At 71.8% G+C, this 14,617-nt stretch carries 5 protein-coding genes; 4 read left to right on the top strand and 1 reads right to left on the bottom strand.

Annotation, left to right across the window (positions count from 1 at the left end):
- The first annotated feature begins 13 nt into the window (after nucleotides 1-13).
- From GTZ93_RS01215 to GTZ93_RS01205, 3 genes are all read left to right on the top strand, one after another.
- Nucleotides 14-5,353: a hypothetical protein gene (locus GTZ93_RS01215; protein WP_139917442.1), complete on the top strand. Its 5,340-nt coding sequence runs from the start codon at nucleotides 14-16 to the stop codon at nucleotides 5,351-5,353.
- Nucleotides 5,354-5,528: 175 nt separating this feature from the next.
- A complete protein-coding gene (locus GTZ93_RS01210; RefSeq protein WP_161662610.1) occupies nucleotides 5,529-11,624 on the top strand; it encodes an FG-GAP-like repeat-containing protein in 6,096 nt (2,031 codons plus the stop codon).
- Nucleotides 11,621-12,118, top strand: a complete 498-nt coding sequence (locus GTZ93_RS01205) for a DUF6843 domain-containing protein (RefSeq protein WP_139917439.1) — start codon at nucleotides 11,621-11,623, stop codon at nucleotides 12,116-12,118. The genes GTZ93_RS01210 and GTZ93_RS01205 overlap by 4 nt, the downstream gene beginning before the upstream one ends.
- Nucleotides 12,119-12,168: 50 nt before the next feature.
- Here the strand turns inward: GTZ93_RS01205 and GTZ93_RS01200 are convergent, their stop codons facing one another.
- Complete coding sequence (locus tag GTZ93_RS01200; protein ID WP_257979107.1) at nucleotides 12,169-13,347, bottom strand: cyclic nucleotide-binding domain-containing protein; 1,179 nt, start codon at nucleotides 13,345-13,347, stop codon at nucleotides 12,169-12,171.
- 279 nt (nucleotides 13,348-13,626) lie between these two features.
- Here GTZ93_RS01200 and GTZ93_RS01195 point away from each other — a divergent pair, with 279 nt between their 5' ends.
- Nucleotides 13,627-14,469 carry a hypothetical protein gene (locus tag GTZ93_RS01195; RefSeq protein ID WP_139917435.1) on the top strand — a complete coding sequence of 281 codons (843 nt, stop codon included), beginning with the start codon at nucleotides 13,627-13,629 and terminating at the stop codon, nucleotides 14,467-14,469.
- The last annotated feature ends 148 nt before the right edge of the window (nucleotides 14,470-14,617 follow it).

Raw genomic sequence — 14,617 nt, 5'->3', positions numbered from 1 at the left:
GGAGTCCACTGGAGTGCGTCCCTTTTCAAGACATCTCGCCGTCGGCTCGCTGGGACTCGTCCTCGCGACCGCCTGCGGCTCACCCGAAGTTCCCTCATCACCCCAACCCGTCGAGGAGTTCGCGGTCATCCAACGGCAGGCCCTGGAGGAGTCCTGCTACGACCGCGACAACTCGCTGCTCCAGTCCCTGAAGACGCCCCTGGGCGCCCGGGACTGCACCTTCGACGAACAGTGTCCGCAGGGCGCGTTCTGCAACGAGAGCACGCACCAGTGCGACTGGACGTGTCTGGAGAGCGGTCCTGCGGGCACCGCCTGCGGCACCGGCAAGGTGTGTGATTGCTCCGGTCAGTGCGTGACCGAGGGCGGCGGCAACCCGCTCGTCCTGTCCGGCACGCTGCCCCGCGTGGACGTCGCGCCGGCCGCCCTCTCCGTCACCACGCCCGCGGCGGGCCAGCCCTTCGCCGCCCGGCGCCTGGTAGTGGGGCTCGCGGCGCTGAACCCGACGGAGGCGGCGCGGGTGACCTCCACGCCGGTGCGCCTGGTCGCCGGCCCCGGCATGGAGGTGGCCTGCGACGTGGGGGAGGCCCCCGCGACCGTGTTCGCCAGCGACTGCCTCGTGAACACCTGGGCGTTCAGCGCCTTCGGCACCGGCCAGCGCGCCACGGTGCGCATGGACGTGCGCCCGCGGCAGGACAGCACCGAGCGCCGCTGGTACGTCACCCTGGAAGCGCAGGGCGCCACGCCCCAGCGCACCCGCGTGGACCTCGACCGCGCGGACGCGGCCCCGGGCGTGGGCGGCGTGCGGCCCTTCTTCGGCAACGTGACGCTGACGCTCGACCCGTCCAGCGACGCGGGCACGGAGCCGCTCGTCCTGCCGGTGCGCGCCTTCGCCAACGGCGCGTACCTCATGCTGTTCGACGAGTCGCGCACCCTCTCGCCGTCCGGCAAGCTGCGCCTGTCCACCTCGCAGTCACACCACGGCGAGGAGTGGCTGCCCGCTGGCAACGGCTCCAGCGCGGCGGACGCCGTGACGGTGGACGTGGAGGGCACCTACGACGGCACCGGCGCCAGCAACAGCACGCTGGTGGGCACCTTCACGGTGCGGCTGCCCCGGCCCATCAGCAGCGCCTGGGGCGTCCAGGCGACGTACCGGCTGTCGCGCCTGCGCGTGGACACCGACGCGGGGGTGGATGACCTGCCGCTGACCGCCTGCCCGGCGACGCCCTGCGCGACGGGCTCCGTCTGCGAGCCCGACCTGGGCGTCTGCGTCCCCGGCGTGCGCACCTGGAGCGGCGCCCCCGTCGCCTCCGGCGGAGGCCCGCTCAACACCGTCGTCAGCGAGGAGCGCGCGAGCTGGGACTCCGAAGCCCAGTCCCGGCTCACCGACTTCATGACCGCCTCGGCGGCGAACGGCACGCCGCTGTCCTCGTCGCAGCTCGCCCGGGGCCTGCTCTGCAACCAGGCCACCAGCGGCGCGACGCTGGAGGTCGCCGGCTTCCCGGCCTTCGCCACGGCGGACGCGGGCCTGCCCTTCGTGCTGGCGCGCTCCGGGGACCTGCGCTGCCAGAACGGCGGCATGCCCTACGTCGCCGAGCTGGGCAACACGTGGGACCGCTACCCGGACGTCAACGGCCTGAAGAACCTGGACCGGCTGACCGACCTGGAGATGCTCACCGAGTGCCTGGAGGACCTGAAGCGGCCCGCGGTCAACGGCCCGGGCCTGGGCACCTCCGACTGGTTCGCCCAGCGCTACGGCGCGCGCTACGCCATCAAGACCCAGCGCGCCACCGTGTCCACGGCGAGCCGCACCACACCGGGCCGCTGCTTCAACCTGGCGCGCTTCTACGGTGCGCTGAACCTGAGCGCGCGCGACGGCAACAGCCGCGACCAGCGGCTTGCGGGGCGCCTGCTCCAGCAGTGGATCGCCACCCACGGCTACCTCGCCCAGCAGCTCGTGCAGCAGCGGGAGCTGTCGGACTTCCTCAACGAGCCCGCCCCCTCCGACTGGGAGTCCACGCCCGCCGTGCTGGACCGCTTCGAGAAGGGCTGGGACCTGCTCCTGGACGGCACCTACGCCAACCTGCTGCCCGGCAACGACGCGGCGCGCACCTGCAGCGTGCTCAACCCCGACTACCGCCTGCCCCCCGCGCCCCTGGCGTCGTGGACCTGGGCCACCAACCAGTCCGTGCAGGACCGGGGCACCGGCGCCCGCTGGCAGCGCAGCCGCTCCACCTTCTTCTTCCACACCCCGGACCTGGCGGCGCGCTGCACCAGCACCTCGTCCGTGAACCTGGCGTCCGCGTCGTTCCTGCTGGACGAGTCCCCCACGGGGCCCCGTTCCCTCCAGGTGTCGTGCCTCCAGAAGACCGGCGGTCTGGAGGTCACCGTCCAGGCGGCACGCCGCGGCACGCCCGGCGGAACCCGCTTCTTCACCTGGACGCTGCCCTTCCCCGCCGGCACCCAGGGCGTGGCGTTCGCGGTCCTGGACCAGGGTGCCACTATGAGCCTGTTCTCCCCGGCCAAGACGTACCTCGTGCCGGCGCAGAGCACGCTCGCGTACGAGCACACCATGCTGCGTCCGCCGTACACCCAGGCTGTGTCCGGTCCGTCCGGGACCCGGCTGGCGGTGTGGGACTTCGTCGCCGACACCGGCCACCTCTCCGAGGCCGTGGACCGGCGCACGCTCTATGACACGCCGTCCGCGGACCTGGCGCCCATGCCCGGCTCGCAGCCGCACCACGACCAGCCGGTGGGCCTGCCTGCGTCCATCCTGGAGGGCCTGACGGCGAACCTGCGTCTGCTCAACACGCACCTGGAGGACGTGGAGCGCACCACGCTGGCCACCTGCGCCCCCGTGGCGTCCGGCACCCCGCGCGACCAGGCCATCACCCGCTTCGGCCGCACCATGCGCTACGCGGTGATGATGGAGACGCTGGCCCGCTCCGCCTACGCCCGCGAGAAGGACTCGTGCGCCACCGCGCAGGGGCTGACGGAGCTGCCCTGGGACAAGCGCTGGCGAGACGCGCAGGCGGAGCTGGAGGCCGTGCGCCGCCAGTCCTACGAGAAGCTGCGCGCCATCAACGACTGCCACCCCTACGGCATGCCCGACGACGAGGTGCCCCTGCTCTTCGGCGCCACGCTGACGGGCCCCATCGAGCGCTACTTCGGAAGCTCCTCGTACCTCCACGCCAACGCCACGGCCGCCGTGAACACCGCCGTCGGCGACAAGCAGGCCGCGGAGAGCTCCTGGGTGTCCCTGCGCAACGGCGAGGTCCAGGAGGCCTACCAGGACGCCGCGAAGCAGCAGCGGCTGCTGGAGCTCAAGCGGCAGTACGGCGCGCCCATCGTCCAGATGTGCGGGCTGACCAACGTCAACGCGGCGGACGCGCTGGACCTCTTCGACCCGTCGAAGACCGCCCAGCCGCTGCGCCCGGAGGCGTGCTTCGTCAAGCCGGAGTGCCAGACGCCCCCCGCGCAGGTGTACGCTGCGGTGCGGACCGAGCACGCCCGCTTCGCGCTGTGCACCTGGAAGCGCCTGGTGCCCTCCACCTCCGTCTACACGGACGCGGCGGTGCGCGCGCTGGTGGAGCACTACACCGCCGTCGACGTGATGCCCGGCTCGGGCACCGTGACGTGGGGGAGCACTGCGCTGCCGGTGTCCCGGCTGTACGGCCAGCCCCTGCCCACGAATGAGATCGCCTCCGGCGAGTTCGCCGCGGCCCGGGCCGCGTGCCTCCAGGAGCTGGGCACCCAGGGCAGCCAGCTGCCCACGCCCTCCAGCCTGGGGCTGAAGCTGGAGAGCAGCTGCTACCGGGGGGACATGGGCACCGCGATGCTGTCCATCGTCGGCGCGAACCAGGGCCTCCAGGTGGCGCAGGCGCAGTGGACGGACGCCCAGGAGCGGCTGCGCATCGCCCAGGAGCGCTGCCTCACGCTGGAGACGGACACCCAGAAGCAGATCGCCCTCAGCGCCAGCTACGAGGCGGAGATGACCGGCCTGCTGGAGGAGAAGGTCCGCGTCGACCGCAAGGTGAACAACATCAGCGACGTCAACAACAAGGGTGAGTCCATCATCGGCGCCTTCGCGTCCGGCACCTACGTGGGCATCGTCTGGGGCGCGGTGAAGCTGTTCAGCTCCGGCGTGGAGAACCGCTACAAGGACGAGTCCATCGTCCTGAACGCGCGCATCCAGCAGCTCGACATGCAGCACCGGCTGGCGGTGGAGGCGCTGTCCCTCCAGACGAACGTGAACCAGTGCTACGCGGAGGCCCGCACGTACATGGTGGGCATCAGCACCGCGGCGCTGCAGATCGACCGCGTGGGCACCGACGTGGACACCGCGCTGCTCCAGCTGGAGAACATGGAGGGCCGCGTGCGCCAGCTCCTGCTGGAGGGCAAGCAGGTAGTGGCGCAGGAGGAGGCCCGCCAGGTGCCGCTCTTCTCGCACGACTTCTGGCTGCACGAGCGGCTGACGCGGGCCCGGGAGTCCTTCGCCACGGCGAAGCGGCTGTCGTACCTCTTCGCTCGCGCGCTGGAGTACGAGAAGCAGCAGAGCCTGCCGGCCACCAGCGCGGTGCTGGCGGCGAAGGGGCCGCTGCAGTTGCAGAGCGCGCTCAACGCGAACGCGTACGCGGCCCTGGACAAGACCGTGCATGGCCGGGACGTGGAGGGCCAGGCCTTCGTCGTGCAGCTGCGCGGCAACGTGTTGAAGCTGGAGGACCTCGTCGCCGCCACGCCGGGCGAGCGCAGCCTGACGAAGCAGGAGCGCTTCACCCGCCGGCTGCTGTCGCCGGAGAACGCGGTGTACGACGACAACGGCCGCTACCTGGGCCAGGGCCTTCGCTTCTACCTCCAGGACAGCCTGGGTCCCAACTCCATCCGCTGCGGCGAGAAGGTGTGGACGGTGCACGCGCACCTGGTGGGCGATGACCGGGTGGAGACGTGGCTGAACGGCCACGGCCTCGCGCCGCTGGTGCTGCGCAAGCGCAACACCTTCAGCAGCCACAGCTGCGACCCGGACCACAAGGGCTTCCAGACCCGCGCCCTGCGCCCCTCGCTGCGCAGCGGCGGCTACACGGGCACCGCGAAGCCGGGCGAGGAGACCACCTTCACCCTGGCGAGCGTGAGCGCCAACACCGGCCAGACAGTGCTCGGGTTCCAGCAGAACCCCTCCGGCGCTCCGTCCACGGAGTGGAAGGGCCGGGGGCTCTACGGTGAATACGAGGTCATCTTCCCCTGGGTGGACCTGATGACCGCGGGAGGCGTGTCCACGGGCTTCCCCATGGATGGCGTCACGGACGTGTACCTGCGCTTCGAGCAGGTCTCCGCCGCGACCAGCCACGTCTACGAATAGCCCCAAGGCCTCATCGCCAAGGCCGATGACAGGACCCGGGAAGCGCCTCCGGGTCCTGTCCCTTCCTGAGCGCGCGCCGAACGACCCGCTCCGGGTCGAGGTGCGCGCGCTCGATTGTCATTCCACTCTTTCTTGCCACGAATTCGAGGGTCAGGTGTTTCTCCGAACCAGATGGATGGCGGTGGTCTGCGCGCTCCTGGGCACGCAGGCGCAAGCCGCGGGGGAGCCCGCGCCGGGCTCCGTGAATGCGCAGACCGTGAGGCTGCCGGATGGACCGGGCAGCGTGCGAGGCCTGGCGGACTCCGCCAGCGTGAATGTCTTCAGCGGCCAGGTGGGCTACGGAGTGCCGCTGGACCTGCCGGCGGGCATCGCGGGCTTCGGCCCGAAGCTGTCGCTCACCTACTCCGGTGACCTGGGCAACGGTCCGCTGGGCGTGGGCTGGACGATGCCGCAGGTGGTGTTGCGCCGCTCGGTGCGGCTGGGCGTGCCGGCCTACACGAGCGCGGATGAGCTGGAGCTCGTGGGCGTGGGCGGCGGACGACTGGTGGCGCTGCCGGACGGCACCTGGCGCGTGGAGGGCCAGGGCCACTCCGTGAAGGTGGAGCGCGACGGCACGGGCTACGTCATCACCGAGAACGGCGGCGTGCGCTACCGCATGGGCGTCAGCGCCGCGGGCCGGCAGGCGGACGGCGCGCGGGTGGCGGCCTGGCACGTGGAGGAGGTGCTGCACCCCAATGGGCAGACCACCGCCTTCAGCTACACGCAGCACAACGGCCAGCAATACCTGGCGGACGTGCGCTGGGGGCCCAACGCGGCCTTCCGCGCGGAGTTCGTCTACGGGGCGCGGCCCGACCCCACGGTGAGCTACCGCACGGGTTTCAAGGTGGAGACGGCACAGCGGCTGACGGAGGTGCGGGTGCACTCCTTCGGGGAGCTGCTGCGCGCGTACGTGCTGGGCTACGAGGACACCCTGGCGCTCAGCCGGCTCAAGACAGTGACTCAGCTGGGCCGCGGGCGCGTGGGGGCGCTGCCCACGCTGACGCTCACCTACGCGACGCCGCAAGCGGCGGCCACTGCACAGGTAGAGCCCGCGGGCGGCTGGCTCCTGTCCAACACGGGCACCGCCCTGATGGACGTGGACGGTGACGGCCTGACGGACCTGGTGCGCCTGACGAGCTCCGGCCACCAGTGGCGCAAGGGCACGGGCACCGGCTTCGCCGCCACGCGGGTGCTGAGCGGGGCCTCGGGCGCGCAGCTCTCCAGCTCGCGCTTCCTCGACGTGGACGGTGACGCCCGGCCGGAGCTGGTGCGCAACTTCTCCGAGGCGTGGCAAATCAACCGGCTGCAGGGCGAGTCCCTGGGCACCACCGCCACGAAGTGGACCGGCACGGACGGGATGCCGCTCTACAACGACACCACCTTCTTCGCGGACCTCAACGGCGACGGCCGCGTGGACGTGGTGCGCACGGGCAGCGAGTCGATGTCCGTCCGCTGGAACCGCGCCACGGGCCTCGCGGCCTCCGTGCAGAAGCCTCCCGTGGACGGCGTGTCGCTGCTCCCTGGCGCGAACACGCGCTTCCACGACGTGAACGGCGACGGGCTGGCGGACGTCGTCCAGCTCAGCACCAACTGGTTCAAGGTGTACCTGGGCAAGGGCGACGGCACCTTCGTCGCGGGGCCGCTCCAGAACTACCCCTGGGGTGAGGGCACCACGCAGGCCAACGTGAAGCTGGCGGACCTCAACCGCGACGGCCTGATGGACCTGGTGTACGTGCGCAACGGGTACGTGAGCTGGTACCGGGGCAAGGCGGGCGGAGGCACGGAGACGGCGCCCACGCAGCTGGTGCCCCCGGGCGTGGACGGCGCCTCCACGGTGGTGGCGCTGGCGGACCTCAACGGCAACGGCAGCGAGGACGTGGTGTGGAGCGGCCCGGACGGGATGTGGGCGCTCGACCTGGCGGGCCCGACGACGGCGGGCATGCTGTTGGGCATCGACAACGGGCTGGGCAAGACGGTGGCCCTCCAGTACCAGGCCAGCGCGGCGCTGGCGGCGGAGGCGGACGGCACGCCCCAGGCGTGGACGCGGCGCTTTCCCACCTCCATCCCGGTGCCGGTGCGCATGACCGTGAACCCCGGCGTCGGCGGGCCCGCGCGCGTGGTGGAGTACACCGTGCGCGACGGCTTCTGGGACGCCACGGAGCGCCGCTTCGGCGGCTTCCTCGTGGGCGGCGTGCGCACCGTGGGCAGCGGCCCGGCGGACACGCTGTACGAAGAGACGCGCTACCACGAGGGCACGGGCATGGACCGCTCGCTGCGGGGCCTGGCGTTGGAGGTCCGCCGCGAGGACGGGCTGCACACGCTCTACGCCGTGGCCACGTCCGTCTACGAATCGCGCCCCGTGCAGGGCCTGCCGGACGTGCCGCTGCTGCGCAAGCCCGCGCTGCTGGAGGCGCGCACGAAGCACCATGAAGGACTGACCACGCCGCTGGAGACGCTGACGACGTATGCCTACGACGCGCGCGTGCGGCCCATCGAGGAGAAGTCCTTCGGCCGGCTGGACCTCACTGGCGACGAGCGCACCGTGCAGCGCGGCTATGCCAGCGACGACGCGCTGATGGTGCAGGACGTGGTGTGCGAGGAGACGCTGATGGAGGCGGACGGGACGGTCCGCTCGAGCGCGCGCATGTTCTACGGCGACGCGGCCCAGGTCTTCTCCTGGACGGACCCCACGCAGTGCCGCGCGGGCCGGCTGATGCGGGAGACCCACGGCCTGCTCGCCGGCGAGCAGCCGCGCTGGGTGCTCCAGTCCGCCACGGAGTACGACGCCTGGGACAACCCCACGCGCCGGTACGGCAACGGCCTGTGGCGCGCCTTCACCTACGACGCCCACCACCTGCGGCCCCTCACGGAGTCCATGGAGCCGCAAGCGGGCCGGACGCTGACGTGGACCAGCGCGTGGGACGACGTGCTGGGCGCGCCCCAGAGGGTCACCAGCCCGGACGGCGTGGTGACGCAGATGAGCTACGACAGCCTGGGCCGTCCGGACGCGATCTCCGTGGACGGCGCGCCGCCCCACCTGCGCTATGCCTACGACTGGACGGCGCCGCGCCCCAGGACCTTCACCTACGTCTTCGACGGAGACCCCTCCGCGCTCGCGGGCAGTTGGACAGGCGGCTGGAGCGCGAACGGCGCGTGGCGCGAGAGCGTCTCCGTGTCCGACGGCTCGGGCCAGTCGCTCTACACGGCCACCCGCCTGGAGGCCGCGCGCTGGGCGGTGTCCGGCTGGCGCGACCGGGACACCCGGGGCCGGACCATCTTCCGCTCGGAGCCGTTCTACGCCCAGGGCGCCCTGCCCACGGCCCGCCCGGCGGGCGTGGTGGGCCAGACGCTGGCCTATGACGCCCAGAACCGGCTGGTGAGCCAGTGGCTGCCCAACGGCGGGCTGCGCACGCACGGCTACAAGGCCTTCGAGTCCACCCGCACGGACACCGCGATGGCCCCGGTGCTGAGCCGGGTGGACGGGCAGGGCCGCATCATCCGCACCGAGCGGCAGGTGGGCACGGCGCTGGAGTCGGTGGACGCCCACTACGACGCCGCCGGCCACATCCTCTCCCTGAGCCTCCAGGACGGCGTCGTCACCCACGCCTTCACCTACGACACCCTGGGCCGCATGGTGGCCGCGCAGGACCCGGACGTCGGTGCGCGCACGCTGGAGTACGACGACCGCGACCGGCTGGTCCTCCAGACCAATGGAGCGAACCAGGGCCGCACGTTCGCGTATGACGACGCCAACCGCCTCATCCGCACCGTGGGCGAGGACGCCACGACCCTCCTCTACCACTACGACGAGGGCGCGGACGGCACGTCCTCCGGCCACACCGCCGCGCGGCTCGCCTGGGTGGAGGAGCCCCGGGGCCAGGTGCACTTCGGCTACGACGCCTACGGGCGCAGGTCGCTCCAGCGCCGCACGGTGGACGCGCTCCAATCGGAGGAGTCCGTCACCTACAGCGCTTCCGGGCTGCCCCTGACGCAGACCACGGACGGGCTGGAGGTGCCCTTCGGCTACGACGCCGCGGGCAGGCTGGTGCGCGCCGGGACGTACTGGGAAGCGCTGACGCTGGACGCGTCGGGGCTGGTCCTGGAGGAGCGCTATGGCAATGGCGTGCGCCAGGTCTACGCGCGGGACGCCGTGGGGCTCGTGTCGCGCATCCAGACGCTCAAGTCCGCGGGCGGCGCGCTGTACGACGTGACGTTGACGCGCAACGCGTACGGCGCGCCGGTGGCGGTGACGGACGACGACGGCGTGGGGCTCAACCACGCGGCGACCTTCGCGTACGACCCGGCCGCGCGGCTCACGGACGCGCTGCTGGGCGCCGTGAAGCAGTCCGACGGGACGCTCGCCGCGGGGCCCGACACCTTCCACTTCAGCTATGCCTATGACGGGCTGCAGAACATGGTGTCCCGCCAGTCCACGGGCCCGCACGCCCTGGCGCTCCTGCAGGGCAGCTATACCTACGGCGAGCGGGGCTTCGGGCCTCGTCAGCTCACGAGCATCGGCTCCGGCCCCAACGGCACCACCCTGGACTACGACGGGGCCGGCCGCATGGTGCGCCTGGGCGGGCGCCAGATGGAGTACGACGGGCTGGATCAGCTGGTGCGCGTGACGCTGCCCTCCGTGGGCAGCCAGCCCGGCGTGGTGGAGCACGCCTACGGCCACGACGGCGTGCGCATCCGGACGCAGGACCCCACGGGCCAGGTGCAGTACGCCTTCTCCCAGCGGGTGCTCCAGCGCAACGGGATGCGGGAGCTGCTGGTGACCGCGGGGGACCGGACCATGGCGCGCGTGCGCTACGCTCCGCCCACCGTGCCCGCGGGTCCGCTCAGCGGCGCGCTGTCAGCCCTGCCCGACGCGCGCTCCCTGACGACGGTGGTGGCGCTGGGCGGCGTGCTGGCGCTGATGGGGGTGACGCTCGCGTCCCTGCGGCGACGCCATGAAGGCCCCGCGCCCCTCGTGAAGGTGGGCGCCGGGGCCCTGGTCCTGGCGCTCACGACGTCCGCCTGCGAGCCGGCGCTGGACCTGTCGCGGGCGCGCTCCGTGCCGGAGGCGCTGGCCGCCGTGGAGTCCGTGCTGTACTTCCACAGCGGCGTGGCCGCCGGGCCCGTGCTGATGACCCGGCAGGACGGCACGGTCTTCGAGGAGCGGCGCAGTGAGCCCTTCGGCACGCCCGTGGACGCGTTCCGCGAGACGGCGACGGGCGCGTCCGTGGGCAGCGCGGACTTCCGCGCGGAGCCGATCAACTCGCTGAACAAGCCCACGGATCCGGACACCGGCTGGAGCGACCACGGCGACCGCTGGATGGCGCCCGAGGTGGGCCTGTGGCTCAGCCCGGATCCGCCGGTGAAGGCGCCCCAGGCGAGCTTCCTCGCCGCGCCCTGGGACCTGCATCCCTACCAGTACGTCCGGCAGAACCCCGTCTTCTACTGGGACCCGGACGGGTGGTCGTCACATCAGAACCCGCTGGCGACGGAGCTGAAGCGGCCCCTGACGGCGGGGCAGGTGCAGATTGTCACCCGCTCCTTCGCGCCGTTCGACACGTTCGGCGGTGCCTACCTCCCTGGTGGCTACGCGGGGGATGGCGCCGACCGCGGCTTCACGCCCTCGCCGGACGTCACCGCGAAGATGTCCCTTGCCGTCACGATCGACACCGCGACGGGCGCCAAGGTCTTCGCAGAGGCCTGGAGCGACGAGTCCGAGGGCTCCGGCCTCCCCGCCCGCGTCTTCGGGCGGATGTCCGGCTATCCGCTGACGGAGCCCCTGAAGGGCACCGCGCGCCCCACGACGCGCGTGGACGTGACCACCGAGGATGGCTTCGTCCGGCTGAACCAGGACATGGCGGCGGCGCTGCCTCTGAACAAGTTCGCGGCGGACATCGACACGCACAGCTACATCCAGATGTTCAAGGATGGAAACCTGTTGAGGCTTCGCGGCTTCATGGTGGGTGACGCCTTCCCGAACGCGGAGATATTCATCCGTGACTCCGCCAACAACCGGGTCATGCTCCACACGTTCGCCACGCCGGGAGGGGAGAACGGTCCCTACGAGTACCTGGGCGGAGACAAGCGTAGGGAAATGGGAAGCTTCGCAGTGCAGATCCAGACCAATGGCAAGGGTGAATTCACGGGTGTAAGGGCGGCCGGTCAGGAGTCCTTCATGTCCGTGGACGACTGGAACAAGCAGATGACCTCGTCCGGGGGAGCGAACACACCATGAGTCCATCACGAAAGCGGCTTCACCTCTGCCTGCTCCCAGCGTTGCTGGGCCTGCTGGCCTGCGGCACCCGGGCAGCCCCGGAGGTCCACCTCATCCCTCAAGGCTACCGGGGACCGGTGGTCATCTTCTTCAACGTCCCCGGCGCCCGCTCCGCCCTCCAGGAGGACGGACGGGAGTACCGGATCGGCGAGGACGGGACGCTGGCGGTCAGCTCGCCGCCCAATTACGGCGGAGGCAGGCTCGACAACTTCCGGTTCTTCTACGAAGGGCCGGGGGGCACGCGGGAGCGACTCGCCTACGCGGCCTCGACGCCCCACAACCAGCTTCAGGTCTTCGCCGTGCACCAGGGGGAGATGCCCCTCAGGCCCGGTTCCCGGGAGGAGGTGCGCTTCGAGATGTACGTCGTCGGGGTACCGGATGAGATGCCGGACTGGTCCGATCGGCTCCATGCCCTGGTAGAGCGGAAGGTCGCGGCCATGCCCCTGCCGCGCTGAAGCGCTCACCGCGCCCCCGGGTTTCAGGACCCGGGGGGTCGCGGGGTGCCTCAGCTGCTCAAATCCCGCACCCGCTCCGCCAGGCTCTGGGTGAAGAGGCGGTAGATGCGCAGGGCCGCGGCCTCGTGCGTCTCCAGGAAGTATTGGAAGTCCGTCCGAGTGACACGCAGGGCGCGCACCACCGTGTGCGCGCGCACGTGCGCGGACACCGGGCCATCCAGGATGAGGGAGATTTCCCCCAGGAACGCGCCCGGCCCCAGCATGTTGAGCTGGCGCGCGTCCCGGCCTGGGCCGGTGGACACGCTCACCATGCCCTCCAGCAGCACCACCAGCCCCATCCCCTTCGCGCCCTTCTCCAGCACCGTCGTCCCCGCCGGCACCAGCACGGGCCGGGCCAGGCGGTAGAGGTCGCGCATGTCTTCCAAAGACAGACCATCGAAGATGGGAATGGCTTTCAGATAGCCATAGCCATCCACCACCGGCTGAGCCTTCTCCGCCGCGACCGAGCCCTCCGGCGCCGACGCGAGCCCCAGCTGCTGGAGCAGCCGCGCCTGCTCCGCCTGGAGCAGCAGCAGCCCCGCCCCCGACGCGTGCTTGATGCCGTCCGCCAGGAGCACCAGCGCGCGCCACGTCGCGCCCTCCGCGTCCAGCAGCTCACACATGCGCAGCACCGCCTCCGGCCGCTGCCCGTCATCCACGGGCACCGCGCGCAGCATCTCCAGCTCCGCGTGCGAGTTGCCCAACACCCGGAACACCTGCGCCGCCTCCATGGGCCGGTGCATGCGACCCAGCAGGTGCGCCAGCGACTCGCGCGCGCCCAGCGCCTGGTACAGCGACAGCGCCTGCTCCAGCGAACCAGCCCGCTCGAAGGCCGCCGCCGCGCGGGCCTGCTCCCCCACCCTCAGCCACGCCTCCGCGGCCAGCAGCGGCGCTCCCGCCTGTTCGTACAGCGGCGCCGCGCCCCGGTCGTCTCCATCCGATTCCAACAGCCGCGCCGCGCCCGCGAAGTCGCGCGCCTGCCGCAGCACCTCCACCAGCCGGGTGCGCGTGTCGGCGGGCACCACCAGCGCCTCTTCCAGGACCCGCTCGCGCTGCCCCGCCCCCATCGCCTCGTACGCGCGCACCGCGTCCTCCACCGCGCCCTTCAGCACCCGAGCCCACACCCCTCGCGTGACGCTGGAGCCAGGGCCCACGGCCACGTCGTCCCCGTTCGAATCGTTTGGAGTCACGGCCTTGTCGTTCCTCCCGGACGCCCTGGCGGACAAAGGGGGTCCACGCCTGGGTCCGGACCCTGATTCCGTAGCATTCTGAAACAGGGAAAGCCAGCCAGCGCGGTGAAGAGGGGCAGGCTTTGGACACACTGTCCACCGCGTGAATCGGATGCGCAAAACCTGAGAGGTTGGGGTGGGCGCAAACCCTGCGCTTCGGGGTGGCTGTCGTGCGTGAGAGGGATTCCCCACCTTCTGGCGTCCCTGCCCCAGGGACTCCTACCCAAGGTGTCTTGCCCCATGACGTCGCGCCCCGCTTCCTTCCGTTCTCTCAAGGTCCTGGAGTCGTCCCACCCGCGCCGCGCGCTGAACCTCCTCGCGCGAGGCGGCTGCCTGCTGATGCTCTCGTCCGGAGCCGCCCGCGCCAACGAGCCCGAGGCCCCGGCGCGGGCTGCGGCTCCGGTGCAGGCCGAAGCCCCGGTGCGGGCTGAGGCTCCGGTGCAGGCCGCGGCTCCGGTGCAGGCCGAAGCTCCCGTGCGGGCGGAGGCGCCTGTGCAAGGGGACGCGGACCCGGCGGATGACGCGGTGTGGGGCGAGGAGGCGCTGGCGCAGGCGGAGCTGCCGGCGTCGATGACGGAGGCGGCGCGGACGCTGGAGGATTCGCCGGTGGTGGTGTGCTCGGGGGCGCTCCAGCAGGCCTACCGTCCCGGACTGCTGCTCACCACGCCCCGGAGCTCCGTGCAGCGAGAGTCACTCCAGTTCAGCGGCTGCCCCGTCAACGACGGCGTGGTGATGACGGCCGTGGGGATGGAGACCCTGCATTTGAAGCGCGCGACGTGCATCAACAACGCGGGAGGGGCCTCTATCGCTACGGTGACATGGTCCAACGGGGAGAAGTCCTCCGTGCGGTTGGACCGAGTGGAGGTTCGTGCGGATGGCGCCATGCAGGTCTTCACGTCCGAGGGGACCATCAGCACCGGGCGTCACGCGGGCCACGGCGTGCGCCTGGTCACCGCCGTGCCCACGCTCACCACGCTGGCGGCCTGCGTCCAGCCGTCGGGCCTCACGGCGAACCTGGGCGTCGCCACGCTCACCGTGCAGGACCTGCCCACCGTCCTGGACGTGTCCGCCGGGAAGCAGTGACCGCGCGGTCGCTCCCCTGCCGGGCGCTTCGGGGAGGAGCGGACTCCGCGCCGCATGCACCGCTATGCAGGCGCGGGCCGGGCGTTATCGTGGGGGGCCATGAGGCCTGCCCCGGAGCGCCGGATGCGAACGCGACGAATCACGGGGG

It is taken from the genome of Corallococcus exiguus (assembly GCF_009909105.1).
GTDB classification, from domain to species: domain Bacteria; phylum Myxococcota; class Myxococcia; order Myxococcales; family Myxococcaceae; genus Corallococcus; species Corallococcus exiguus.
Note: the sequence above shows the minus strand (reverse complement) of the source record. Positions and strands in the feature narration are given on the sequence as shown.

Coding starts and splice junctions, on each gene's coding strand:
- GTZ93_RS01210 (WP_161662610.1), top strand. CDS start 5,529: ATGGCGGTGGTCTGCGCGCTCCTGGGCACGCAGGCGCAAGCCGCGGGG.
- GTZ93_RS01205 (WP_139917439.1), top strand. CDS start 11,621: ATGAGTCCATCACGAAAGCGGCTTCACCTCTGCCTGCTCCCAGCGTTG.
- GTZ93_RS01195 (WP_139917435.1), top strand. CDS start 13,627: ATGACGTCGCGCCCCGCTTCCTTCCGTTCTCTCAAGGTCCTGGAGTCG.